General features: G+C 58.2%; 21 protein-coding genes, 1 tRNA gene and 3 pseudogenes. 16 read left to right on the top strand and 9 right to left on the bottom strand.

Annotated elements, in window-relative coordinates:
- Window positions 1-29 precede the first annotated feature (29 nt).
- Window positions 30-323 (bottom strand): co-chaperone GroES, encoded by a 294-nt coding sequence (locus tag SPE70_RS01680; protein WP_003855929.1) that lies wholly within the window; start codon window positions 321-323, stop codon window positions 30-32.
- A gap of 232 nt (window positions 324-555) precedes the next feature.
- On the opposite strand from SPE70_RS01680, the gene yjeH reads away from it, so the two are divergent.
- Window positions 556-1,806, top strand: a complete 1,251-nt coding sequence (yjeH, locus tag SPE70_RS01675; protein WP_049011230.1) for an L-methionine/branched-chain amino acid transporter — start codon at window positions 556-558, stop codon at window positions 1,804-1,806.
- A gap of 51 nt (window positions 1,807-1,857) precedes the next feature.
- Here the strand turns inward: yjeH and SPE70_RS01670 are convergent, their stop codons facing one another.
- The gene (locus tag SPE70_RS01670; RefSeq protein ID WP_022064659.1) at window positions 1,858-2,334 is read right to left on the bottom strand and encodes an FxsA family protein; all 477 of its coding nucleotides are present in this window, start codon (window positions 2,332-2,334) and stop codon (window positions 1,858-1,860) included.
- Window positions 2,335-2,672: 338 nt separating this feature from the next.
- Between SPE70_RS01670 and aspA the strand changes: the two genes are divergently transcribed.
- The 7 genes from aspA to SPE70_RS01635 all read left to right on the top strand — a co-directional run bounded on the left by aspA (window position 2,673) and on the right by SPE70_RS01635 (window position 10,704).
- Window positions 2,673-4,109 carry an aspartate ammonia-lyase gene (gene aspA / locus SPE70_RS01665; RefSeq protein WP_064170542.1) on the top strand — a complete coding sequence of 479 codons (1,437 nt, stop codon included), beginning with the start codon at window positions 2,673-2,675 and terminating at the stop codon, window positions 4,107-4,109.
- A 115-nt stretch (window positions 4,110-4,224) separates the two neighbouring features.
- On the top strand, window positions 4,225-5,526 hold the full coding sequence (locus tag SPE70_RS01660) for an anaerobic C4-dicarboxylate transporter (RefSeq protein WP_008807221.1): 1,302 nt from the start codon (window positions 4,225-4,227) through the stop codon (window positions 5,524-5,526).
- Between the two features lie 125 nt (window positions 5,527-5,651).
- Window positions 5,652-5,975, top strand: coding sequence for a divalent cation tolerance protein CutA (gene cutA / locus SPE70_RS01655; RefSeq protein WP_008807222.1), 324 nt, complete (start codon window positions 5,652-5,654; stop codon window positions 5,973-5,975).
- Entirely contained in the window at window positions 5,951-7,747 is a 1,797-nt protein-coding gene (locus SPE70_RS01650) for a protein-disulfide reductase DsbD (RefSeq protein ID WP_008807223.1), read from the top strand. Before cutA ends, SPE70_RS01650 begins: the two co-directional genes overlap by 25 nt.
- A 35-nt stretch (window positions 7,748-7,782) precedes the next feature.
- Window positions 7,783-8,358, top strand: coding sequence for a transcriptional regulator (locus SPE70_RS01645; RefSeq protein WP_032691323.1), 576 nt, complete (start codon window positions 7,783-7,785; stop codon window positions 8,356-8,358).
- A gap of 67 nt (window positions 8,359-8,425) precedes the next feature.
- Window positions 8,426-10,513 carry a DUF1176 domain-containing protein gene (locus SPE70_RS01640; RefSeq protein WP_064170543.1) on the top strand — a complete coding sequence of 696 codons (2,088 nt, stop codon included), beginning with the start codon at window positions 8,426-8,428 and terminating at the stop codon, window positions 10,511-10,513.
- A gap of 115 nt (window positions 10,514-10,628) precedes the next feature.
- A tRNA-Phe gene (locus tag SPE70_RS01635) sits at window positions 10,629-10,704 on the top strand.
- A gap of 430 nt (window positions 10,705-11,134) precedes the next feature.
- On the opposite strand, the gene SPE70_RS01630 is transcribed toward SPE70_RS01635, so the two are convergent.
- On the bottom strand, window positions 11,135-11,425 hold the full coding sequence (locus SPE70_RS01630) for a PerC family transcriptional regulator (protein WP_008807226.1): 291 nt from the start codon (window positions 11,423-11,425) through the stop codon (window positions 11,135-11,137).
- Between the two features lie 185 nt (window positions 11,426-11,610).
- Here SPE70_RS01630 and SPE70_RS01625 point away from each other — a divergent pair.
- Window positions 11,611-11,739: pseudogene (locus SPE70_RS01625) on the top strand (hypothetical protein); the annotation flags it as partial.
- Here SPE70_RS01625 and SPE70_RS01620 read toward each other — a convergent pair.
- A complete protein-coding gene (locus SPE70_RS01620) occupies window positions 11,737-12,303 on the bottom strand; it encodes a helix-turn-helix transcriptional regulator (RefSeq protein WP_032701147.1) in 567 nt (188 codons plus the stop codon). The pseudogene SPE70_RS01625 and the gene SPE70_RS01620 overlap by 3 nt on opposite strands.
- 632 nt (window positions 12,304-12,935) lie before the next feature.
- Here SPE70_RS01620 and pgaA point away from each other — a divergent pair.
- Genes pgaA through pgaD form a run of 4 tightly spaced genes read left to right on the top strand, consistent with a single transcriptional unit; the run spans window position 12,936 to window position 19,177 of the window.
- Window positions 12,936-15,383, top strand: a complete 2,448-nt coding sequence (gene pgaA, locus SPE70_RS01615) for a poly-beta-1,6 N-acetyl-D-glucosamine export porin PgaA (RefSeq protein ID WP_324726437.1) — start codon at window positions 12,936-12,938, stop codon at window positions 15,381-15,383.
- Window positions 15,384-15,391: 8 nt separating this feature from the next.
- The gene (pgaB, locus tag SPE70_RS01610; protein WP_012543139.1) at window positions 15,392-17,407 is read left to right on the top strand and encodes a poly-beta-1,6-N-acetyl-D-glucosamine N-deacetylase PgaB; all 2,016 of its coding nucleotides are present in this window, start codon (window positions 15,392-15,394) and stop codon (window positions 17,405-17,407) included.
- Entirely contained in the window at window positions 17,400-18,728 is a 1,329-nt protein-coding gene (gene pgaC, locus SPE70_RS01605) for a poly-beta-1,6-N-acetyl-D-glucosamine synthase (RefSeq protein ID WP_008807230.1), read from the top strand. Before pgaB ends, pgaC begins: the two co-directional genes overlap by 8 nt.
- Window positions 18,728-19,177 (top strand): poly-beta-1,6-N-acetyl-D-glucosamine biosynthesis protein PgaD, encoded by a 450-nt coding sequence (pgaD, locus tag SPE70_RS01600; RefSeq protein WP_012543140.1) that lies wholly within the window; start codon window positions 18,728-18,730, stop codon window positions 19,175-19,177. Before pgaC ends, pgaD begins: the two co-directional genes overlap by 1 nt.
- Window positions 19,178-19,223: 46 nt before the next feature.
- Here pgaD and SPE70_RS01595 read toward each other — a convergent pair whose 3' ends face one another.
- Window positions 19,224-20,009, bottom strand: a complete 786-nt coding sequence (locus SPE70_RS01595; RefSeq protein WP_008807232.1) for a DsbA family protein — start codon at window positions 20,007-20,009, stop codon at window positions 19,224-19,226.
- A 224-nt stretch (window positions 20,010-20,233) separates the two neighbouring features.
- On the opposite strand from SPE70_RS01595, the gene SPE70_RS01590 reads away from it, so the two are divergent.
- On the top strand, window positions 20,234-20,917 hold the full coding sequence (locus SPE70_RS01590; RefSeq protein ID WP_012543141.1) for a TerC family protein: 684 nt from the start codon (window positions 20,234-20,236) through the stop codon (window positions 20,915-20,917).
- Here SPE70_RS01590 and SPE70_RS01585 read toward each other — a convergent pair.
- Window positions 20,880-20,987, bottom strand: a pseudogene (locus SPE70_RS01585) (hypothetical protein); the annotation flags it as partial. The gene SPE70_RS01590 and the pseudogene SPE70_RS01585 sit on opposite strands and share 38 nt — an antisense overlap.
- Window positions 20,988-21,062: 75 nt before the next feature.
- Between SPE70_RS01585 and cbpA the strand changes: the two are divergent.
- Together cbpA and cbpM are read left to right on the top strand one after the other, a co-directional pair.
- Window positions 21,063-21,980, top strand: coding sequence for a curved DNA-binding protein (gene cbpA, locus SPE70_RS01580; protein ID WP_008807234.1), 918 nt, complete (start codon window positions 21,063-21,065; stop codon window positions 21,978-21,980).
- Window positions 21,980-22,285 (top strand): chaperone modulator CbpM, encoded by a 306-nt coding sequence (gene cbpM / locus SPE70_RS01575; protein ID WP_012543142.1) that lies wholly within the window; start codon window positions 21,980-21,982, stop codon window positions 22,283-22,285. The genes cbpA and cbpM overlap by 1 nt, the downstream gene beginning before the upstream one ends.
- A gap of 381 nt (window positions 22,286-22,666) precedes the next feature.
- Here cbpM and SPE70_RS01570 read toward each other — a convergent pair whose 3' ends face one another.
- The 3 genes and pseudogenes from SPE70_RS01570 to SPE70_RS26360 form a co-directional block, all read right to left on the bottom strand.
- Window positions 22,667-23,038, bottom strand: coding sequence for a plasmid partitioning/stability family protein (locus SPE70_RS01570; RefSeq protein WP_016160127.1), 372 nt, complete (start codon window positions 23,036-23,038; stop codon window positions 22,667-22,669).
- Window positions 23,039-23,047: 9 nt separating this feature from the next.
- Complete coding sequence (parM, locus tag SPE70_RS01565) at window positions 23,048-24,004, bottom strand: plasmid segregation protein ParM domain-containing protein (protein ID WP_004146678.1); 957 nt, start codon at window positions 24,002-24,004, stop codon at window positions 23,048-23,050.
- Window positions 24,005-24,142: 138 nt separating this feature from the next.
- Window positions 24,143-24,274 (bottom strand): annotated as a pseudogene (locus tag SPE70_RS26360) (hypothetical protein).
- Window positions 24,275-24,279: the final 5 nt, after the last annotated feature.

Here is a 24,279-nt window from a genome sequence, read left to right as displayed (position 1 = left end):
TTCCTCAAATTCGTTCAGGGTCGTGCGAATTACGCTTCAACAATTGCCAGGATGTCGCTTTCGGACATGATCAGCACTTCTTCGTTGTCGATCTTCTCAGACTTCACGCCGTAGCCATCGTTGAAAATCACGATGTCACCAACTTTAACGTCCAGCGGCTGCACAGTTCCGTTTTCCAGAATGCGGCCTTTACCGACAGCGATGATTTCGCCACGAGTTGATTTAGCTGCCGCAGAACCGGTCAGAACGATGCCGCCTGCAGATTTGGTTTCAACTTCTTTACGTTTGACGATCACACGATCATGTAACGGACGAATACTCATTGATAGCTCTCCTTCGAGAAAGTCATTATCAGTTATGGGTGACGCCGGGCCGAACGCGGTTTACCGGCTAGTGCAGAGAGAGATGGGGGTGGCCATTTCCCGCTTCAAGGGCAAAATCAAAAAAAATTTTTACCTTTGCGCTAGCGCGCAAAAAGCAGCGCTATCGGCCAATGCGTCATAAGGAAAAGCGATTGTGATACTCTCTTTTTTTTCACTGGCGCAGGATGGAATCATGAGTGGTTTAAAACAGGAGTTGGGACTGGGACAGGGAGTCGGATTACTTTCCACCTCATTGCTGGGTACCGGCGTCTTCGCCGTCCCGGCGCTGGCGGCGCTGGTCGCTGGCGATAACAGTCTGTGGGCATGGCCGCTGCTCATTCTCCTTGTTTTCCCGATTGCCATCGTCTTTGCCCTGCTGGGCCGCCATTTTCCCAGCGCGGGCGGCGTGGCCCACTTTGTCGATATGGCATTTGGCCCACGTCTGGCCAGCGTCACCGGCTGGCTGTTTTTATCCGTTATCCCGGTCGGACTCCCCGCCGCGCTGCACATCGCCACCGGCTTCGGCCAGGCGCTGTTCGGCTGGCATGATGCGCAGCTACTGTTGGCGGAGCTGGGCACCCTGGCCATCGTCTGGTGGATCGGTTCGCGTGGCGCCAGCTCCAGCGCCAACCTGCAGACGCTGGTTGCCGTGCTGATTGTGGCGCTGATCGTCGCCGTCTGGTGGCGTGGCGAGATAAGCCCGGCGCAGATCCCCTTCCCCGCCCTGACGGAGATCGACCATGGTCAGCTCTTCTCCGCGCTATCGGTCATGTTCTGGTGCTTTGTCGGTCTGGAAGCTTTTGCTCACCTGGCCTCGGAGTTTAAACATCCCGAGCGTGACTTCCCCAGGGCGCTGATGATAGGCCTGCTGCTTGCCGGTTCGGTCTACTGGGCCTGTACCGTGCTGGTGCTGCACTTCCACGCCTTTGGCGAGGAGATGGCGGCGGCGGCGTCACTACCGAACATCGTGGTCCGTCTGTTCGGTGTCGAAGCGCTGTGGGTGGCCTGCGTCATCGGCTATCTCGCCTGTTTCGCCAGCCTCAACATCTATATTCAAAGCTTCGCCCGCCTGGTCTGGTCGCAGGCGCAGCATAAGCCCGAAAGCTACCTCGCACGGCTGTCGCCACGGCAGATCCCGCGCAATGCCCTCAACGCCGTGCTGGGCTCCTGCGTGGTCAGCACCCTGTGTATCTATTTGCTCGATATCAATCTGGACGCGCTGATCGTCTATGCCAACGGCATTTTCATCATGATCTACCTGCTGTGCATGCTGGCCGGCTGTCGTTTGCTGCGCGGGCGCTATCGGCTATTGGCGGTGGTGGGCAGCATTCTCTGTCTGCTGCTGCTGGCGATGGTCGGCTGGAAAAGCCTGTACGCGCTGGTGATGCTGGCGGGGCTGTGGCTGTTTTTACCCAGGCGCAAGCTGGCGACGGGAAGCGTGTAGGCCTGGAAAGAAAGCGGCCCGGTCGCATCTGCTGACCGGGCCGGGCGTGTATTAATCGCGGGGATCGTCCTTATGGTCCAGACGGTCGCGCTGTTGATCCTTACGCTGGAATTCCCCTTCGAAGGTCTCACCGCCGCCAGTACCGGCGCTAAAGCCGCCGCCCGGCATCCGGCTGAAGCGCAGATGCGGCATCAGCTTCATCGTCAGGTGCTTCTGCACTGGCGGCAGCAATAGCAGCAGGCCAAGGAAGTCGGTAAAGAACCCCGGGAGCAACAGCAGCAGACCGGCAATAATCAGTGAAACGCTCTTGATCATCTCCGCCGCCGGGCTCTCGCCTGCGGCCATCTTCTGCTGCATCAGCAGGAAATTTTTGAAGCCCTGGTTACGCACCAGCGACATCCCTACCACCGAGCTAAAGATCACCAGGATTAGGGTCATAAAGACGCCCAGCACGTGCGCGACCTGAATAAAGATCGATATCTCAATGTAAACGTAAAGAAAAAAGGCAATAAACGGAATCCAACGCACCGGCGTCTCCTTCATCTAACGGGCGCTGAGCTCAGCCCCCGTAATCATCAATTTGCTGATCGCATCCCACTAAGATGGGGATGCTGCGCGGCTTTTCAATCAGCGGAAATGCTTATTTTTTCCAGCAATAGGAAAGCGGTGACCCATTTCACAGATTAATAAATCTTCTCACACCCGCGATGTAATAAGTGATCAAGCTTACTGATATTCGCTATCATCAGCATATGATCTTGGGCACCAGGCCGGTTAAGGAAATAATCGTCGGCCAGAAAATATACTGAATCCTGGATATTCTGTGTATTTGGTGAATTCATTGGCAGCTTGAAAAGAAGGTTCACATGTTAAACAACATTCGTATCGAAGAAGATCTGTTGGGCACCAGGGAAGTTCCCGCGGACGCTTACTACGGCGTTCATACTCTGCGAGCGATTGAAAACTTCTACATTAGCAACAGCAAAATCAGCGACATACCAGAATTCGTGCGCGGCATGGTGATGGTGAAGAAAGCCGCCGCGCTGGCGAACAAGGAGCTGCAGACCATTCCCAAAAGCGCGGCAAATGCGATAATCGCCGCCTGTGACGAAGTCCTCAATAACGGCAAATGCATGGACCAGTTCCCGGTCGATGTCTTCCAGGGCGGGGCCGGCACCTCCGTAAACATGAACACCAACGAAGTCCTGGCGAACATCGGCCTCGAGCTGATGGGCCATCAGAAAGGCGAATACCAGTACCTGAACCCAAACGATCACGTCAACAAATGCCAGTCCACCAACGATGCCTACCCGACCGGATTCCGCATCGCGGTGTATGCCTCCATCCTGAAGTTAATCGATGCGATTAAACAACTGGGCGAAGGCTTCCAGGCGAAAGCCGTGGAGTTCCAGGACATTCTCAAAATGGGCCGCACCCAGCTGCAGGACGCGGTGCCGATGACCCTCGGCCAGGAGTTCCATGCCTTCAATGTGCTGCTTAATGAAGAGACCAAAAGTATTCTGCGCACTGCGGAGCTGCTGCTGGAGGTGAACCTCGGCGCCACCGCCATCGGTACACGTCTCAACACCCCGGACGGCTATCAACAGCTGGCGGTGCAGAAGCTGGCGGAAGTGAGCAACTTACCGGTCGTTCCGGCGGAAGATCTGATTGAAGCCACCTCGGACTGCGGGGCGTACGTCATGGTTCACAGCTCGCTGAAACGCCTGGCGGTGAAACTGTCTAAGATCTGTAACGACCTGCGCCTGCTCTCTTCTGGTCCACGCGCAGGCCTCAACGAAATCAACCTGCCGGAGCTGCAGGCGGGTTCCTCTATTATGCCGGCGAAGGTTAACCCGGTAGTGCCGGAGGTGGTCAACCAGGTCTGCTTTAAAGTCATCGGCAACGACACCACGGTGACCATGGCCTCCGAAGCCGGGCAGCTGCAGCTGAACGTGATGGAGCCGGTGATCGGCCAGGCGATGTTCGAATCCATACATATCCTGACCAACGCCTGCTACAACCTGCTGGAGAAATGCGTTAACGGCATCACCGCCAATAAAGCGGTATGTGAAGGCTACGTCTACAACTCAATCGGCATCGTCACCTACCTCAACCCGTTTATCGGCCACCACAATGGCGATATCGTCGGCAAGATCTGCGCCGAAACCGGCAAGAGCGTGCGGGAAGTGGTGCTGGAGCGTGGGCTGCTGACGGCGGCGGAGCTGGATGATATTTTCTCCGCGCAAAACCTGATGCATCCTGCTTATAAAGCGAAGCGTTATACCGATGAAAACGAACAGTAATCTTTCCGGTTAGTCATTGAAAGGCATGTCAGCGATGACATGCCTTTTTTGCTTTTTAGTTTTACTAAAATACAACAATCCAATATCAACTTGTTAAAAAACAAGGAAGGCATATATGTTTGGTGCAGAACTGGTTATTGTCCTGCTGGCGATTTATCTCGGCGCCAGGCTCGGCGGCATTGGTATCGGCTTTGCCGGTGGCCTTGGCGTCCTTGTCCTGACGCTTATTTTTCAAATCAAACCGGGTGCGATCCCCTTCGACGTTATTGAAATCATCATGGCGGTCATCGCCGCTATCGCCGCCATGCAGGTCGCCGGCGGGATGGATTACCTGGTCAGCCTCGCCGAACGGATGCTGCGCCGCCACCCGAAGTACATTACCTTCCTTGCCCCGCTGGTGACCTGGTTTATGACCGTACTCGCCGGCACCGGCCATACCGCCTTCTCCACGCTGCCGGTGATCACCGAAGTGGCCAAAGAGCAAGGCATTCGCCCATCTCGTCCGCTGTCGATTGCGGTCGTGGCCTCTCAGATAGCGATCACCGCCTCGCCTATCTCCGCGGCGGTGGTGTTCTTTGCCGGGATCCTTGAGCCGCTGGGCGTTAGCTACCTGACGCTGCTGGCCATCTGTATTCCGGTCACCCTGCTGGCGGTAATGCTCACCGCGATTGTTTGCAACTTCCTCGGCTGCGAACTGAAAGACGATCCCATTTACCAGGAGCGGCTGGCCAAGGGGGAAGTTAGACTGCGCGGCAGCCAGGTGTTTGAGCTGAAGCCGCACGCCAAACGCTCTGTCCTCCTGTTTTTGATCGGCATCGTGGCGGTGATGTTCTACGCCACGGCCATCAGCGATACCGTCGGCCTGATTAAGAACCCGGTGCTGCCGCGTAACGAAGCGATCGTGGTGTTTATGCTGACCATCGCCACCCTGATTAGCATCACCTGCAAAATCGACACTGGCGAAGTGCTCAACGCCAGCACCTTTAAATCCGGGATGAGCGCCTGCGTCTGCGTCCTCGGCGTCGCCTGGCTGGGCGATACCTTCGTTAAAGCGCACATCAGCGATATCCAGGCCGTGGCCGGCGACCTGCTGCACAATTACCCATGGCTGCTGGCGGTGGTGCTGTTCTTCGCCGCCACGCTGCTCTACTCACAGGCAGCCACCACCAAGGCGCTGATGCCCGCCGCGCTGCTGCTCGGCGTCAGCCCGCTGACGGCGATCGCCTCGTTTGCCGCCGTCTCGGCACTGTTCGTCCTGCCAACCTATCCGACCCTGCTGGCGGCGGTGGAGATGGACGACACCGGCTCGACGCGCATCGGCAAATACGTCTTTAACCACGCCTTCCTGATCCCCGGCGTTATCGCTATCACGCTGTGCGTGATCCTGGGCTTTATCTTTGGCGGGATTATGCTGTAAATACCGCTGGCAGCGGGCCCCGCGCGGGCCCGCTGCCCGTTTCCCTCCCCTACCCCCGATCGTGACGCTAATATCCCCGCATCTTGCGTGCTATAGTGCCTCTTTTCGCTGATACGAGGTTCATGATGACTACGCCTGATGCTGTTGTTGTGCTCTGTACCGCGCCGGATGAAGCGACCGCCCAGGATCTGGCGGCAAAAGCGCTGGCGGACAAGCTGGCCGCCTGTGCCACGCTGCTGCCGGGCGCCACCTCGCTCTATTACTGGGAAGGGAAACTCGAGCAGGAGTATGAAGTTCAGATGCTGCTCAAAACCGACCTTGCCCATCAGCAGGCGCTGCTGGATTGCCTGAAGTCTCACCACCCGTATCAAACCCCTGAACTGCTGGTTCTACCCGTCATTCATGGAGACAACGATTACCTCTCATGGCTTACCGCATCATTACGCTGATCCTGCTGCTGTGCAGCACGTCAGCCACCGCCGGGTTATTCGACGCGCCGGGGCGCTCGAACTTCGTGCCTGCTGACCAGGCCTTCGCCTTTGACTTTCAGCAGCAACAGCACGATGTCAACCTGAGCTGGCAAATCAAGGATGGTTACTATCTTTATCGTCAACAGTTTACCTTTCGCGCCGCCGGGGCGACGATCGACGAACCGGCGCTCCCGGCAGGAGAGTGGCATCAAGATGAGTTTTACGGCAAAAGCGAGATTTTCCGCCAGCGCCTGACCGTGCCGGTCACGGTGAAGCAGGCGGAGAAAGACGCCACCCTCACCGTCACCTGGCAGGGCTGCGCCGATGCCGGATTCTGTTATCCACCGGAAACCAAAGTGATCCCGCTGAGCGCCGTGCTGGCGACTTCTGCCGACGGCCAGGCAACCGCCATCGAGCCCATGCCGTCGACGAGCAGCCGTCCGGCGTTCAACCCGCCGCTGCCGGTTGAGCCGCGACCGGCCCCGGAGCTCGCCACATCACCTGCGCCTGCCGCAGTGCCGCCTGCAGACACGCCTGCCCGCCTGCCCTTTACGGCGCTGTGGGCGCTGCTGATAGGTATTGGTATCGCCTTCACCCCCTGCGTGCTGCCGATGTACCCGCTGATTTCCGGCATTGTGCTGGGCGGAAAGCAGCGGCTTTCCACCGCGCGCGCCCTGCTGCTGGCCTTTATTTACGTCCAGGGGATGGCCTTAACCTACACCGCGCTGGGGCTGGTAGTGGCCGCCGCCGGTCTGCAGTTCCAGGCGGCCCTGCAGCACCCGTATGTCCTGGCGGGACTGTCGGTGGTATTTATTCTGCTGGCGCTCTCCATGTTCGGCCTGTTCACGCTCCAGTTGCCCTCCTCGCTGCAGACGCGGCTGGCGCTGCTCAGCAATAAGCGCCAGGGCGGCTCGCCCGGTGGCGTTTTCGCGATGGGCGCCATTGCCGGACTGATCTGCTCCCCATGCACCACCGCGCCGCTGAGCGCCATCCTGTTGTATATCGCCCAGAGCGGTAATCTCTGGCTGGGCGGCGGCACGCTGTACCTCTACGCGCTGGGCATGGGCCTGCCATTGATCCTCGTCACCGTATTTGGCAACCGTCTGCTGCCGAAGAGCGGCCCGTGGATGAGCCATGTGAAGACCGCCTTCGGGTTCGTGATCCTGGCTCTGCCCGTTTTCCTGCTGGAGCGCATTGTCGGCGACCCGTGGGGATTACGTCTGTGGTCAATGCTTGGCGTCGCCTTCTTCAGCTGGGCGTTTATCACCTCGCTGGGCGCTACCCGGCCGTGGATGCGGCTGGTACAAATCATCCTGCTTGCTGCCGCGCTGGTCAGCGCGCGGCCCCTGCAGGACTGGGCATTTGGCGCTCCGGCAGTCGAGCAGCAGGCGCATCTGACGTTCACCCGCGTCAACTCGGTGGCCGAGCTTAACCAGGCGCTGGCGCAGGCAAAAGGCCAACCGGTGATGCTCGATCTTTACGCCGACTGGTGCGTGGCGTGCAAAGAGTTTGAAAAATACACCTTTAGTTCACCTGACGTGCAGCAGGCGCTGAAAGGCACCGTGTTATTACAGATTGATGTGACGAAGAACAGCCCGCAAGACGTCGCGCTGCTGAAACACCTGCAGGTGCTCGGTCTGCCGACGATCTTGTTCTTCAACGCTGAGGGTCAGGAACAGCCTGAGCGGCGAGTCACCGGCTTTATGGATGCCGCGGCATTCAGCGCCCATTTGCGCGATTGGCAAGCGTGAGCGACACTTTAGGAGGAAAGATGGAGGAGAACACCGTGCTACGTGAAGACGTCCTGGCAGAAGCCATTAAAATTCTTGAAATTGAAGGTATCGCCAACACGTCGCTGGAGATGGTCGCTGAGCGCGTGTCCTGTCCGACGAGCGACCTGAAACGCTTCTGGCCCGATCGCGAAGCGCTGCTGTACGACGCGCTTCGCTATCTGAGCCAGCAGGTGGATGCCTGGCGCCGACAGTTGCTGCTGGACGACACCTTAAGCGCAGAGCAAAAGCTGCTGGCACGCTATGCCGCGCTCACCACCTGCGTTAGTAACCACCGCTACCCCGGCTGTCTGTTTATCGCCGCCTGCACCTTCTATCCCGATCCCCAGCACCCCATTCACCAGCTGGCGGAACAGCAGAAGCAGGCTTCGCTGGCCTATACTCATGAGCTGCTGACTCAGCTGGAGGTGGATGACCCGGAAATGGTCGCTAAACAGATGGAGCTGATCGTCGAGGGCTGCCTGAGCCGTCTGCTGATCAAGCGTAGCCAGACGGATGTGGATACGGCCCGGCGGCTGGCAGAAGATATTCTGCGCTTCGCCCAGTGTCGTATGGGCGGCGCCTTAACCTGATTCTGATATCCTAACCGCCACGTCGCGCCTATAATTTCCCCCTCACTGATTGCTGACAGGGATTGATATGCGCGCGTTCTTCTGGGCTGCCTGGCTGGGGCTGTGCTCCACACCTCTGCTGGCGGCTCCCCTGCAAGGTTTTTCCTTTACGCAAAAAGACTGGGAGCTCGCCTGCGATAACACTGGCACCTGCCGGGCGGCGGGTTACGGCGTCCGCATGGGCGAGGTCAGCGTGCTGTTGACCCGCAACGCCGGCAGCGAACAGCGCCTCGCCGCCACGGCCACCTTTGCGCAAATCGAGCACGATATCCCCGCCGACTCCACCGCCAGCCTGCTGATCGACGACCGGGATCTTGGCGCGCTGGACGCCCAGGACGACAGCCACTTCCGTCTGGACAGCGATCAGACTGCCGCCCTGCTACAGGCCCTGGCGAATCAGCGCAAAATCGAATTCACCCTTAACGGCCAGCACCTGCCGCTTTCCAGCGCCGGCAGCCGCGAGGTACTGGGTAAAATGGATGCGTTTCAGCGACGCACCGGCACCGCCGACGCGCTGCTGGATAAAGGCGATGCCGGCGACGATGCCATTTTGCCAGCCACTGCCGCCCCGGAGATTATCGCCGCCCCGGTGATCCATAACGCGCAGCCGGTGGCGCTGAGCATACTTCAGCGCCAGAAGCTGCTGCCCTCCCTGACGCCGCTGCTGAACCAGCGCTGTGACGACTGGCAGAACCCGGCCATCCCGGCGGCAGAGCGCCAGATCACGCTGACCGCGCTGGATAAAACCCATTCTCTGGTGCAGGCGCTCTGCTGGCGAGCGCCCTATAACGACGGCTATGCGCTGTGGCTGGTCGATAACGCCCAGCTGAACAGGCCACGGTTGCTGACCACCGAGGCCTCGAGCTACGCCAACGGCACTATCGTCTTTTTGCACAAAGAACGGGGCATTGCCGACTGCCTAACCGGCGAGACGCGCATCTGGGATGGTAAAACCTTTACCCCCAGCCTGAAGTACAGCACCGGTATGTGTCGGGAAATCACCCCCGGCGGCACCTGGATGCTGCCGACCTTTGTCAGCCAGGTGATCCCCAGGCAGCAGAAAGAGGCGGATAACCTCGCCCTGCGCACGCTGTATAACGCAGTGCTGAAAGCGCAAAAAAGCGATCCAGAATTGTCGCTGAATAAGGTCGCCGAGCAGTTTCCGTTAACCGGCCATATTACCGACTTCACGCTCACCTACGCCGATGACACCCTGGTTTCGACCAGCAAACCTTCCCCGGATATCAGCGATGACGAGTGGCAGGCGTTTCTGCGCTCCTCGATCAGCGCAGATTCAGAAAACGGTAAAGTCAGCTTTACCCTGATCGATCTCGACGGTGACGGCAAACGCGATCTGATCATCGACAGCTACGTGGGCGGCACCGGGCTCTTCAGCTACACCGGGGTGCTCCGGCGCGGCGATAATGACTTTGCCGCCGTCGACGGCAGCGACAGTGATAACGGCGATGATTTCGATGCCGGGGTGCCCGGCGCCCTCTTTTCTATCAATGGCCGCGGGGCTAACCAATGGAACCACTGGGTCAAAATCAACGGTCAGGTGTATGCCCTGTGGTACAACGGCCAGTTTGGCGAAGATAATCTCTACCTGCTGCGCCCGTTCAGCACTGCGAGCCAGACGCCCGCGGTGACGGTTCGCTATCGCTATACGCTGAACAGCATCCGCTCCCCGGAGAAAGACCAGCCGTTAACCCCACCCCTCAGCGACAGCGATAAAGTGGATCTGCTGCGTTCGCTGGAGGTCATGCAGGGCAGCCTGCTGAAAGACAAACCCGTCAGCGACAACGATGCGCCGATCTGCCCCATCCCACCGGGCACCTCCGCCGACGAGGCGGATAACTACTACAGCGGCGTCGCCATCAACTATATCTATGAGACAGTGGCCTATATTCCGGTCTGGCTGAACGGGAAGTGCTATATCGGCACTATTTTTAGCCACCATGGCGCCTATCGCCACGGCGTGGATGCGGAAATTACGCTGAGCTCCCCGCGCGAGGATGAAGAGGTCATTGGCGATTATATTATCTCCGGGTTGCGCCACGTAATCGCCATTACCAGCGGCTGGAAAACCCGCGAGGGTGATAACGGCATGCAGTGAAGTTAAGCCAAAACGCGCCTTTGAACGCAGAATTGCCGCAAAGATAAGCAATCGATAAGTAATTTAAGAAATTTGGTTGACGGGGTGGGCGGATTACGGTTTAATGCGCCCCGTTGCCCGGATAGCTCAGTCGGTAGAGCAGGGGATTGAAAATCCCCGTGTCCTTGGTTCGATTCCGAGTCCGGGCACCACTATTTAAAGAACCCGCCCAAAAGGCGGGTTTTTGCTTTTCTGCATCCGGACTCTTCATCGAACTCCACTCTATGATCCCCTACCCGGCGGCGCTGCGCTTGCGCGGGCCTACGCTGTTTGAGCCTGCGGGGGGACCCGTAGGCCGGATAAGGCATTTATGCCGCCATCCGGCACAACCGCAGGTACGGCGTCTGATGTGTATCGCCCGGCGGCGCTGCGCTTGCGCGGGCCTACGCTGTTTGAACCTGTGGAGGACCCGTAGGTCGGATAAGGCATTTATGCCGCCATCCGGCACAACCGCGGGTACGGCGTCTGATGTGTATCTCCAGGCGGCGCTGCGCTTGCACAGGCCTGAGGGATGAGGAAACGCCTGCGCAAACGCAGGCCGGATAAGACGAAGACGTCAGGCAAACGCCATGAAGAAAGGGATTACTCGGCGGCCGTTTTCCCTTTGCCGGGCAGCCTGAACGCTTCGCCATAGGGCTTCGCGATACCCATGCGATATTGCGTCTCTTTGGCCGCCTGGTGGAGGTCGGCAAACTCCTCTTTCGGCGCTGGCGGACGTTGCGCCTTTTTCAGACACTGATTACGATGGTGACGGATCCACTCTCTGTCATCATCGTTCAGGCAGCGCTGCATCACCTCAATCCATCTGGATGCCGCCCGACGGTAGAGCCCACTCGCCTCTAACCGTTCAGCAATACTGTCCCTTATTCTCATCCACCTCGCTCCTCTGATGCTTTCACGATATCCCATGGTATTCCGACACCTGGGCCGGAATACCATGGTAGAGTTAATTTATGACAAAACTATTCCTGTGCAGCGCAAGGAATATATTCATTATAATAATCGCTGTGCATAGCAAACCGCATTCGCGGTAATTACTTCCAAAGAGCTCCGGAATTATATGTCGAACGCCGCCATGGATACCGAACGGTATCGACGGTTGTACCTATCAATAGCTATTTAATTTATTATATTTCCGTTATCAAATACCTTGCGATGTCATCCACTCCCTGTACAACCAAGCCTCATGGCGACCTAATGGAGTGCTCCAGCAGTTTATTTCTGAAGATAAATAAGCAGGCTTCATTAAAATTATCTAACCCCAGTCGCTCATAAAGCGCAGTGCGCTTCCGGTAAAGGCTTTTTACCGAGGTATTCAGATTCACCGCCACCTCCTCCATGGTCATACCCGCCCCAAGCAAACGTAGCATTAACTGTTCAGACAAACTTAAGCGCAGATCGTCAAACCACTCTTTGGTCAGCCGCTTGCTCTTCATCTCCAGAAAAAGCCCAAATAATGTCGCCATATCGGCGGGTGATAATGACATGTTTAAAAACGATTTCAGACTCAGTAAATGCTCTTCCCGATGGCGCATATCGAGGACGATACAACATATTCGCTTTCTGGATTGTGCCGCCTCCATCACCAGGTAATCGTAATGACAAAGCGGCGAACGGCTATCAACCAGCAGAGAGACCTCATCAACCTCATTATCTAAAATCGTTTTTCCGCTAGAATCTAACTGAATGATATCAGGAAAGAAATTCTTAACCCCTTGAAAAAGATAGTAATCCTGAGTAACCAATATCATTGAAGTTGCCACAAATCGTCCCTTTAACATTTAATCAACAAATTCTCGTCAACCAGACGTTTTCCTTCCCCCTTTGGACGCTTCGCATGGCGGTAAAAATAACGAGACCTGTGATTTATCATTAGCGCGGCATCTGACTCTGGCTGTGAAAACCCTCCTTGCGTTCTGATGGAAAATAAACGGATTAATTATAAATAAAAAAAATCCACAGAAAAGATGCTTTTTTTGGCATTGAGAATTTTTGTCAGAAATCATCTTAAATATCCAGTAAAAACCACCAACCTCTTCACAATATAAGCAGCACATCAATTTTGAAACAAAATTCCAACCCTCTCTCTTTTTTATTTATTTCAGTAAGTTAAAGAAACCAACTTCAACAACGCCGCTCGAATTAAGTCGATTTTACAGAATTATCTTAAAACGCAGCTCATCATTTATCCATATTTATCCGCTGCCGTATCGGGTATAAATTATCCATTCAATTATCAACAGGAGATATGTTTATTAGTTTGCAATAAGTCATTCACCCGCAGTGCCAGTCAGCTAAATGGGACCATCCTCATCCTTTAACTCACCGTCAAAGGACGGTCGTGTTGTGCAATGGATTCTTGATGAACATATGGCAAATAGAAATGGAAAGATCACCTTATTCAAATACGTTATTGTTTAATCGCAACACGAAACTCTCGCTGTCAATCGGCTTGCTTTTGCTCTTCCCGGCGCTGGTTCAGGGAGCAGATTCGCTCTATGACCAGCAGATCCTGCAAGCGCGTCAAGGCCAGTACGCCCCCTTTCTCTCTTATCTTCAGCAGTACCAGCTGCGGCATGCCTTAACCCCTTCTCAGGTGGCGGACTGGCTGCAGGTAGCTCTCTGGGCCGGCCAGGACGATGAAGTGGTGAAAGTCTGGCGACGCTATCAGGTTTATATGCCGCTTCCCGCACGCGGTACCACCGCGGCGGCACAGGCCCTGCGTAACCAGAAACAGTGGCAAGCCTCGCTCACCCTCTGGCAGCAGGCTCTCAGCCAGGCCCCTGACAGTGACGATTATCGTATCGGCTATATCAAAACGCTGGCCGATGCCCGCAAGGACGGCGAGGCGCTCAGCGAAGCGCGTCGCCTGGTAGCGGAGCAGGCGAGCGTTGCCCACCTGCAGACGCTCTCTTATGTCTACCTGCGGCTTGGCAAAAGCTGGGACCAGCTGTTGGTGGACACGCAGATCCTCGATCGTGAGCCGCAAAACAAAGCCGCGCTGGCCAGCCTGATGGCGACCCTGACCCGCAACCGGATCGATTCCCCTGCTCTCGGCCTGGCGAATAGCGTCGAACTGACGCCTGCGGAAAAGCGCAATCTGCAGTTGAACGCCGCCGCCGAACTGGTGCGCCTTGCCGATACCCCTTCCCGCGAAGAAAACGCGCGTTACGCGCTGGCCCGCACGGCCCTGGCGCAATACGACGCGATGATTGCCGCCTGGCACCCCGACCCACAGGCTGCGCCCGACATCATCCGGGCGCGCATTGATCGTCTGGGTGCGCTGTACGCCAATGCAGATTACGCGCAGGTCATCCGTGAATACCAAAATCTCATCGCGCAGCAGCAGACCGTTCCCGACTGGGCCATCGGCTGGGTCATCTCCTCTTATATCGCCCTTAAGCAAATTGAGCCTGCGCTGACGCTTATTCACCAGCATCCCTCGTGGCTGACAAGCCAACAGAATGAGGAACATGAGCTTTTCTACGCCCTGCTGGACACCGGTCAGTACCCGGCGGCGCAACAGTATGTCGCCCGCCTCACCCGGAATGCACCCTACATCCGTCGTCTCTACGGTTCGCCGACGCCGCAGCCGAATGACGACTGGCTCACCGCACAGTCGCTTAACGTGCACTATTTAGCGGCCACCAACGCCCTGCCGCAGGCCGAAGCCCGGATGCAGCGCCTGGCGGCAACGGCCCCCGGCAATCAGGGCCTGCAGATAGATTATGCCGCCCTTCTGCAGGACAGAGGGCTACCGCGAGCCGCCGAAAGCCAGCTAAAAGCAGCGGAATCTCTGGAACCCGCCAGCCTGCAGCTGGAGCGCCAGCAGGCCTGGGTCGCCCTCGATCTGCAGGAGTGGCGGCAAATGGATCTGCTGACTGACGACGTCGTCGCCCGCTCGCCACGGGATCTGAATACCCAGCGCCTGGCCAGAGCGCGCGAGGTCCATCATCTTTCCGAACTTCGCCTGAGCGTTGGCAAAGGGCTGCACTCCGACAACCCGGAGAGCGGCACCCACGACCTCAGTTTTGAGACGGCGATCTACAGCCCGCCGCTAGCCGACAGCTGGCGGTTGTTCGGCGGGCACCGCTTCGCTGAAGGCAATTTTGAAGAGGGGAAAGGCAGCCGTCGCCAGCTGTTCGCCGGCGTTGAATGGCGCCCGCGCGACTACTGGGGCGAGCTTGAACTCTCCAGCGTCAATTTTCACGGCGAGAACAAGCCCGGCGTCCGCCTTTCCGCCGCCCACGACATCAGCGATCGCTGGCAGCTGGGCGGCGAACTGGAGCGGATTTCGCAGCAGACTCCGCTGCGCGCGTTACGCAACGGCGTCAGCGCCAACCGCGGCGAAGGCTGGCTGCGCTGGTATCAAAACGAACGCCGGGAATACCGCGTCAGCGTGGCCGCCAGCCGGTTTACCGATCGTAACCGCCGCCAGGAGTACATCCTCTCCGGTAAAGAGCGCCTCTGGCAGACGCCGTGGTTAACGCTGGATCTGCAGCCCGGTCTGTCGGCCAGCGCCAATAGCCGCACCGACACCGCCTACTACAGTCCGGCACGGGACCTCGCTGCCACCGCGGCGCTGGCCGTCGATCACACGCTTTACCAGCGCTATGACACCGTCTGGAGCCAGCAGCTGCTCGCCGGCGGCGGCAGCTACTGGCAAAAAAATCACGCCGCCGGGGCGATCACGGTGCTGGGTTATGGGCAGCGCCTGCGCTGGAACAACGTCGTCGACACCGGGGTGATGCTGAACTGGGACAAACGCCCCTACGACGGTAAACGCGAAAACAACCTCGCCATCACTCTTGATGCAAATATACGGTTTTAAGGATGACCATGCTGAACACGACCCTGCGCAACGGCCTGATGCTTCTCGTCTGGCTGTGCCTTATCTTCAGCGTGCGTGCTGAGGAAGTCCCCTTCCTCGCCCCGCAGCAGCGCCCCCAACCGGAGGCCAATCAACCCTGGCCGGCGGATCGCTTTCTGGTGCTGGCCTACCATGACGTCGAAGACGATGCCGCCGACCAGCGTTATCTTTCAGTGCGCACCAGCGCGCTCAATGAGCAGATCGCCTGGCTGCTGCATCACGGCTACCATGCGGTGAGCGTCCAGGACATTCTCGATGCACACCATGGCGTTAAGCCGCTGCCGGCCAGGGCTTTTCTTCTCAGCTTCGACGATGGCTATAGCAGCTTTTACACCCGCGTCTGGCCGCTACTTAAAGCCTGGAATGTTCCGGCGCTGTGGGCGCCGGTGGGCAGCTGGGTGGACACTCCCGCTGGCCAGCCCGTTAATTTTGGCGGCCTGATGACGCCGCGCGAGCGCTTCGCTACCTGGGAGATGGTGCGCGAGCTCAGCCGCTCGCCGCTGGTGGAGATCGGCGCGCACACCTGGGCCTCGCACTACGGTCTGCCGGCCAATCCGCAGGGCAGCCGCGAGCCCGCCGCCGCCAACCGCGGCTGGGATAAAACCACCGGCCGCTATGAAAGCGACGCGCAGTTTACCCGGCGCATGGCCGATGACGTGCAGAAAGTGACGGCGAAAATCCACGAGGTCGCCGGGAAAGCGCCGCGCGCCTGGGTGTGGCCCTATGGCGCCGCCAGCGGTAGCACCCTGGCTATCGCCAAACAGCAGGGGTATCAGCTGGCGTTTACGCTGAACGACGGCCTGGGCAATGTGAAAGATCTGGACAATATTCCGCGCATGCTGATCGCCGGTAACCCGTCGATCAAGGCCTTTGCCAACGCCGTAACCCAGATTCAGGAAGCCGATCCTGTTCGGGTGATGCATGTGGATCTGGACTATGTCTATGACCCCAATCCCGTCCAGCAGGCGAAAAATATCGATAAGCTGGTGCAGCGCGTCTATGACATGAAAATCAGCCATGTCTTTCTGCAGGCCTTTTCCGACCCGCAAGGCGACGGCACGGTCAAGTCGCTCTATTTCCCCAACCGCTGGCTGCCGATGCGCGCCGACCTGTTTAACTTCGTCTCCTGGCAGTTGCAGACCCGCGGCGGGGTGAAGGTGTATGCCTGGATGCCGGTGCTGGCCTTCGATCTCTCGTCCGATCTGCCGCGCGTTCAGCGCTGGGATCCGCAAACCGGGAAGGCGTTACTTGCCCGCCAGCCGTACGTTCGCCTGTCGCCCTGGGATCCCCGGGTTCGCCAGCAGATCACCGACATCTACGAAGATCTGGCCCGGCACGCCAGCTTCAGCGGGATTCTGTTTCACGATGACGCCGTGCTGACCGATTTTGAAGACGTGAGCCCGGAGGCGGTCGCCGCCTGGCGGCAGACGGGTCTGGGGCACGATGCCGGCCCGGTGCCCCAACGTCCGCAAGAGCGCCAGGCATGGATGCGTTTCAAAAGCCAAACCCTGACCCGCTTCACTCTGGATCTACGCCAGGCGGTGCAGGCCATCCGCGGCCCGCAGGTGAAAACGGCGCGTAATCTCTTCGCCCTGCCGATCCTGGAGCCGCAGAGCGAAGCCTGGTTCGCGCAGAATCTGGATGACTTCCTTGCCGCCTATGACTGGACGGTACCCATGGCGATGCCGCTGATGGAGTCCGTACCGATTGACGCCAGCCAGGCCTGGCTGACGCGGCTGGTCCAGGCCGTCGCCAGCCACCCGGGCGCGCTGAAGAAAACCATCTTTGAACTGCAGGCCCGAGACTGGAACCGACGCCAGCAAAACGCCATTCCCGACCAGCAGCTGGCGGACTGGATGCGTTTGCTGCGGCTGAACGGCGTCAAAAACTACGGCTACTACCCTGACGATTTTATTAACAACCAGCCTGATATCTCCCGTATCAGGCCGCAATTTTCTTCCTGGTGGTACCCTGACCATGACTGATCGCATCATCGCATTGTGTATTTTATGCCTCGTATTCGGGCTGCCGTTAGGTGTCGCAGCGGTATTTACCGGCGAGCTTATCCTCGACTTTGTCTTCTTCTGGCCGCTGTTTATGTCAGTGCTGTGGATCACCGGGGGCCTTTATTTCTGGTTTCAGCTGGAACGCCACTGGCCGTGGGGGGAGGATACCCCGCCGCCGACGCTGCCGGGCAATCCGCTGATTTCGATCCTGATCCCTTGTTTTAACGAGGAGAAAAACGCTCGGGAAACCATCAGCGCGGCGCTGGCCCAGCGTTACGCCAATCTCGAAGTGATCGCCATTAACGACGGCTCTTCGGACAACACCGCCCAGGTGCTCCAGCAGCTGGCGCAGGAGGAGCCGAGGCTGCGGGTGATCCACCTTGCCGCCAATCAGGGAAAAGCGGTAGCGCTCAAAGCAGGCGCCGCCGCCGCCCGCGGCGATCTGCTGGTCTGCATCGATGGCGACGCCCTGCTGGACCGGGATACCGCGGCCTGGCTGGTCGCGCCGTTGATCCACTATCCGCACGTCGGGGCGGTCACCGGCAATCCGCGGATCCGCACCCGATCCACGCTGATCGGTCGCATTCAGGTGGGAGAATTCTCGTCGATCATTGGGCTTATCAAGCGGACGCAGCGGATCTATGGCCGGGTCTTTACCGTCTCCGGTGTGATTGCCGCCTTCCGGCGCCAGGCGCTGGCGGACGTCGGCTACTGGAGCCCGGATATGATCACCGAAGATATTGATATCAGCTGGAAGCTTCAGCTCCGCCACTGGGACATCTTTTTCGAGCCGCGGGCGCTGTGCTGGATCCTGATGCCGGAGACCCTCAAAGGGTTATGGAAGCAGCGTCTGCGCTGGGCGCAGGGCGGCGCGGAGGTTTTTCTGGTCAACCTCCGTCGCCTGTTTCACTGGGAGCATCATCGGATGTGGCCGCTGTTTCTGGAGTATGCCTGCTCCACGCTGTGGGCCTTTGCCTACGCGGTTACCATTCTGCTGTTTATCCTCAGCCGCCTGATGCCGCTGCCTGACAATCTGGCGGTGCACAGCCTGTTTCCGCCGGAGTTCACCGGCATGCTGCTTGGCGTGATGTGCCTGCTGCAGTTCGTCGCCAGTCTGTATATCGAGCGACGCTATGAGAAAAAGGTCGCCAAATCACTGTTCTGGGTGATCTGGTTCCCGATGGTCTACTGGATGATCGGCCTGCTGACCACGCTGGTCGCTTTTCCGAAAGTGATGGTGAAACGTCAACGTTCCCGCGCGCGCTGGGTGAGTCCGGACCGGGGAAAAGGAAGCCTGTGATGAATGAAAATACGCTCATCTTAACCGAACACCGTGTGCTGCCCCGGCTGGTCGACGCCGGTTTAACGCTGCTGGCCTGGCTCGGTTTTCTGTTCTTTCTGTACGCCAATTTGCTGATGCAGTTCATCGCGCCGCCCTCTCCGCGCTGGGAGTCGCTGATGGCTTCACTGAATACGGCGCTGGTGTATCTGCTGATTGCCGCACTGAACGGCTGGCTGTTGATCCTCTGGTATCATTACAACCGGCGCCGCGCTCGCACCCGGCATCATACCGCGGTGCTCACCCTGCGACATGATGAGCTGGCGAGCAGCTTTAACGTTGCGCCGCAGATTATCTCGGAGATGAGCCGCTATAATTTGCTCACCGTTTACCACGATCAAATCGGGCAGATTATTGATTTAAAAAGCCACGCGTTACCGCCGCCGCAGGAAGAGAGCGATCGCGCATGAGAGCAAGGCCGCCGTCGGCGGCCTGTATGGGTTACGACGCCGTGGATCAGCCGCCGGCTTTTTTGATGGCGGCTTCCAGCGAGGCCTGATCCGCCAGCCCCGGGAAGACGGTGATGCTGGCTTCCGTGGCGCCGGTGGTCGGCATCACGATCACGCCCGGCGTGCCGCTCAGACCAATCTCCTGCGCCAGATCGTTAATGCTCTGCAGCACCGGTTCGACGTCGGTGGCCTTCTTCGCATCAAAGCCGGCTTTCTTCGCCTGCTGCTGGATATCCGCCGTCGTCAGCTTACCTTCGTTATGGCCGGTAGCGTAAATCCCGTTATGGTAGGCCAGATAGGCATCCGCCCCTTTCTGCTGATAGATCTGCAGGCCGGTTTTTGCCGCCTCCAGCGAGCTTTCCCAGCGGCCGCCGAAAATCGGCCACTCTTTGAAGGCGAAGCGGGTCTGCGGGTGCGCTTTAATCACCTGCTCCATCACCGGCGCCAGACGGCTGCAGTACACGCACTGGTAGTCGAAGAATTCGATCACCGTGACTTTGCCGTTGGCCGGGCCGTAGGTCGGGGTATTTTTATCCTGGGTCAATACAGCCGCGTTTTTCAGCACTGCCTGAGTGGCCGCGCTGGCCTGCTGTTCAGCCTGTATTTGCTGCAATTTCTGGCTCGCCTGCAGGAGGACTTCCGGGTGGGCGACCAGGTAGTCGGCGGCGATTTTGCCGATTTTCGCCTCCTGTTCCGGGGTGAAAGTCGCCGGCGCGTCAGCGGCAGAGGCCATCGCCGGCAGTAAGACAGCGCTCAGCAGGGCGACAGAGAGGTATTTCTTGTGGCCAGACATAGTGGGGATCCTTGCGATAAGTGAACGGCAGGTGAGTCTGGGTGACAAAATATCACCCTTTTTCGCCGAAGCCTTGCCCAACGGCGCGTTGATTCGTAACTTTATTTTTCAGGCACGCTTTTCCCGCGCGACGGCGTGGGTCTGCGTCAGTGGTCAATGCGCCCCAGGCGGAGTACCCTGCGCAGCGGTTTTTCTTGCTCTTTTTTCAGGTGGTTTCTCTCGAAATGAATGCGTTACTCCAACAATGGGACATGGCGGTGATTATGCTGCAGATTGTCGCCATCGATTTACTGCTGGGCGGCGATAACGCCGTGGTGATAGCCATGGCTTGCCGCAAACTGCCGCCACAAAAGCGCACCAAAGCGATCATCATCGGTACCGTGGGGGCGATCCTGGCGCGCGTGCTGCTGCTGGCGCTCGCCCTGTATCTTCTGTCGCTACCGTGGCTGAAAATAGTCGGCGCGTTGCTCCTGCTGTGGATTGGTATGAAGCTGGTGAGTAATGAGGAAGAAGAGAGCGAGGTCGGCAGCTCCGCGAGCCTGTGGCGCACCGCGATCACCATCACCGTCGCCGATGTGATCATGTCGCTGGATAATGTGTTGGCGGTCGCTGCGGCGGGAAAAGGGCACATTGCGCTGGTCGCCCTCGGCGTGGCGATCAGCATTCCGATTATCGTCGCGGGCAGTAAACTGGTCCTGGTCCTGCTCACCCGCTTTCCCGCCGTGGTGCTGTTGGGCGGAATGCTCATCGGCTGGATTGCCGGCTCAATGCTGGTCAGCGATCCCACCATTCAGCAACTGTTTCCCGCCGCCGGGGACGGCACCGCGCGCGTGGCTGGCGCCGTCGGCGCGCTGCTGGTGCTGTTTGAAGGATGGCGCCGCCGCCCACGGCCGCAGGCGAAAGACTAACCTCTCCCACGACGCCGCCGACCCCGACGGCGTCAAGTTTCCGCCACTTTTCTTCCCCTTCAGGGCGCATTTGCCCTACGCTTTATACTGACGCCTGTTCCAGGGAATATGTAACCACCGCACTGAGCATAGATGAGATAAAATCATGGAATTGAAGGATTATTATGCCATTCTCGGGGTGCAACCAACCGACGATCTGAAAACTATCAAGACCGCCTACCGCCGCCTGGCGCGCAAATATCACCCCGACGTCAGTAAAGAAAGCGATGCCGAAGCCAAATTCAAGGATCTCGCCGAAGCCTGGGAAGTCCTGAAAGATGAGCAGCGGCGCGCCGAATACGATCAGCTCTGGCAGCATCGCAACGATCCCGGCTTCGGTCGCCAGCAGCAGACACACGAGCAGAGCTACAGCCAGCAAGATTTCGACGACATCTTCTCCTCCATGTTTGGCCAGCAGGCGCATCAGCGTCGCCGTCAGCATGCCGCACGCGGCCACGATCTGGAGATCGAAGTGGCGGTGTTCCTTGAAGAGACGCTGGCCGAGCAGACGCGCACTATCAGCTATAACCTGCCGGTGTACAACGTGTTTGGCATGATCGAAAGTGAAACGCCGAAAACGCTGAATGTGAAGATCCCCGCCGGGGTAGTCGATGGTCAGCGTATCCGTCTGAAAGGCCAGGGAACGCCGGGCGAAAACGGCGGCCCGAACGGCGATCTGTGGCTGGTTATCCACATCGCCCCGCATCCGCTGTTCGATATTGTCGGCCATAACCTGGAGATCGTCCTGCCGCTGGCGCCATGGGAGGCCGCGCTGGGTGCGAAAGTCACGGTGCCCACCCTGAAAGAGAGCATTCTGCTGACGGTGCCGCCGGGCAGTCAGGCAGGGCAGCGACTGCGTATCAAGGGCAAAGGGCTGGTGAGCAAAACCCACACTGGCGATTTGTTCGCCGTCATCAAAATTGTCATGCCGCCAAAACCAGATGAAAAAGCGCGTGAGCTCTGGCAACAATTGGCCGCCGCCGAAGCCAGCTTCGATCCGCGTAAGACATGGGGGAAAGCCTGATGGCTACAGTAACAGTGACGTTTACCATTACCGAATTGTGCCTGCGTACCGGGGTATCGGAAGAGGAGCTGACGGAGATCGTCGGCTTGGGGATGATTGAACCGCACCAGCCGCAGGCGGAAACCTGGCTATTCGACGACAGCGCGGTGACGATTGTCCATCGCGCGGTGCGCCTGCGTAACGAGCTGGAGCTGGACTGGCCGGGGATCGCGGTGGCGCTGACCCTGCTGGATGAGAACGCGCGGCTGACCCGCGAAAATCGCCTGCTGCAGCAGCGCCTGGCCCGCTTCCTCGCCCACGGATAGGGGCGACATCCCGGGTGGCAGCGTTCCGCCTTCGTGCCGGATGGCGGCTACGCCTTATCCGGCCTACAAACTAAGCACAGCGCAAGCCGGGGAATTTCCCGGGTCGCGGCGTTCCGCCTTACCCGGGCTACCGGACAGTGCAAACAGTAGCCCGGCTAAGCGCAGCCGAAAGCCGGGGAGTTCCCCGGGTCGCGGCGTTCCGCCTTACCCGGGCTACCGGACGGTGCAAACAGTAGCCCGGCTAAGCACAGCGCAAGCCGGGGAATTTCCCGGGTCGCGGCGTTCCGCCTTACCCGGGCTACCGGACAGTGCAAACAGTAGCCTGGCTAAGCGCAGCGCAAGCCGGGGAGTTTCCCGGATAGCGCAAACCGGGAATAGCGCTTAATCCGGTAACGAACCGGCGAGATTACGCGCGGAGACGCTCTCGCTGACCGGCGCGGGTGGCTCCGGCGCCTTAGCTGGAGCCGCCGCTGGCGCGGATGCCGGGGCGGAAGAGGCCGGCTGGATCTCAAGGAACGAAGCCAGCATCTTACGCAGCGTTTCCGGTTTAGTATCTTCCGCCAGCAGCGCCGCCAGCATCGACGGCAAGCGGCTATCAACTTCCCCTAACGCCAGCCCCGCCAGCAGCGCCGTACGCGACATATCGCCGCGGTCGCCACGGTGGTGGGCCTCAATTTTTGCGTCCGCGAAGCGCTCGCTGGCGCTGATATCCGGGCGCAGGTAAATCAGCACTTTTCTGCGATCCAGAGTCATAGACGCTCCTTAACCAATAATTTTCAGACCACGCACCAGGGCAAACTGCGGCTCTTCAGCCACCACGAAACGGTCCTCGCGCAGCCCCATACGTTCACGAATCGCATCGGCCACCAGCGGCGCGCCGCCGCCAATCACGATGGCGTGCGAATAGCCTTTAAAGCTATCAATCGCCGTCAGGACGCGGGTGGTCAGACGTTCGATGCTGTTATTGATCACCTTCTTCACCTCAGAAACCGCATCCGGATCGTTGATGTTGTCGGTCAGGTATTCTTCGTCGTGGCGGTTGATGATTATCTGGTCAACGTTATAGCTGGAAGTGTCGGTATTCGCCCGGGCCAGCGCCAGCTTAACCGCATCGGTCACCAGCGATACCCCCAGCTTCGGATCGCCGTAAATGCGCGAAACCGAGGTCATCTGCCCGGCGACCATTGAAATATCCAGCGTGGTGCCGCCAAGGTCGATAATCAGCACCGAATGCGACGGTTTCAGTTCATCGCACAGGCTGATCCCCGCCGGAATGGATTCCGGGCGCACGGTAACTTTCGTGATATTGAACACCACGCCTTTGTTCAGTTTAACGTCGCGCAGCAGGCTCTTTTTCTTACGCTCAATGTTATCAAGACGATATTGCGCATCTTCGTCGTAAAATTCGGTCAGCGGCAGGGTGACCACAATCTCGACATCCTGCGGCTCAAGACCGCTGGTCAGCAGCGCGTGATGGACAGCGATGGAGTTCAACGGGCTATATTGCCAGTCAATGTTATTGGTGGGGAGCGCATCGGGAGTGATCAGGTCGAATGAGTACTTTTCATCATCCACGGTGTAGTTAAAAGGCTTCCCGGAACCGAAGGTGGCAGACCAGCCGCGTTTGAAACTGTTGGGGCTGATATGGGTGAAAGTTTCGCCATCTTGCTCCCACAGCATTTTGATATTGGTTGAACCATCATCGATAAAAATGCGCATCGCATTGCTCCATCACTGAGACAAATAAGAGAAAAATGTAAGACCCAAAAAGAGTAGCAAGAGTTAAAAAGCCGCGCAAGTGCACGAAAAAGAGACAATTCCGAGTTTTATTTGAGAAAAAATGGAGAAACGAACAATTCAATGCGCCCTGAAAGAGAAATAACTGAGACAAAATAGAGAAATACAGTTTCTCTCTTTCTGTCTGTTTCAGACACTGTTCTTTTACAAAAAGAGAGCATCCCTCCCCTCTTTCCTCAGCGGTTTTCGCACGCTTT

Origin of the sequence: Klebsiella sp. ZJOU C1, assembly GCF_035620215.1 — a bacterium.
Taxonomy (GTDB): domain Bacteria; phylum Pseudomonadota; class Gammaproteobacteria; order Enterobacterales; family Enterobacteriaceae; genus Klebsiella; species Klebsiella variicola.
Note: the sequence above shows the minus strand (reverse complement) of the source record. Positions and strands in the feature narration are given on the sequence as shown.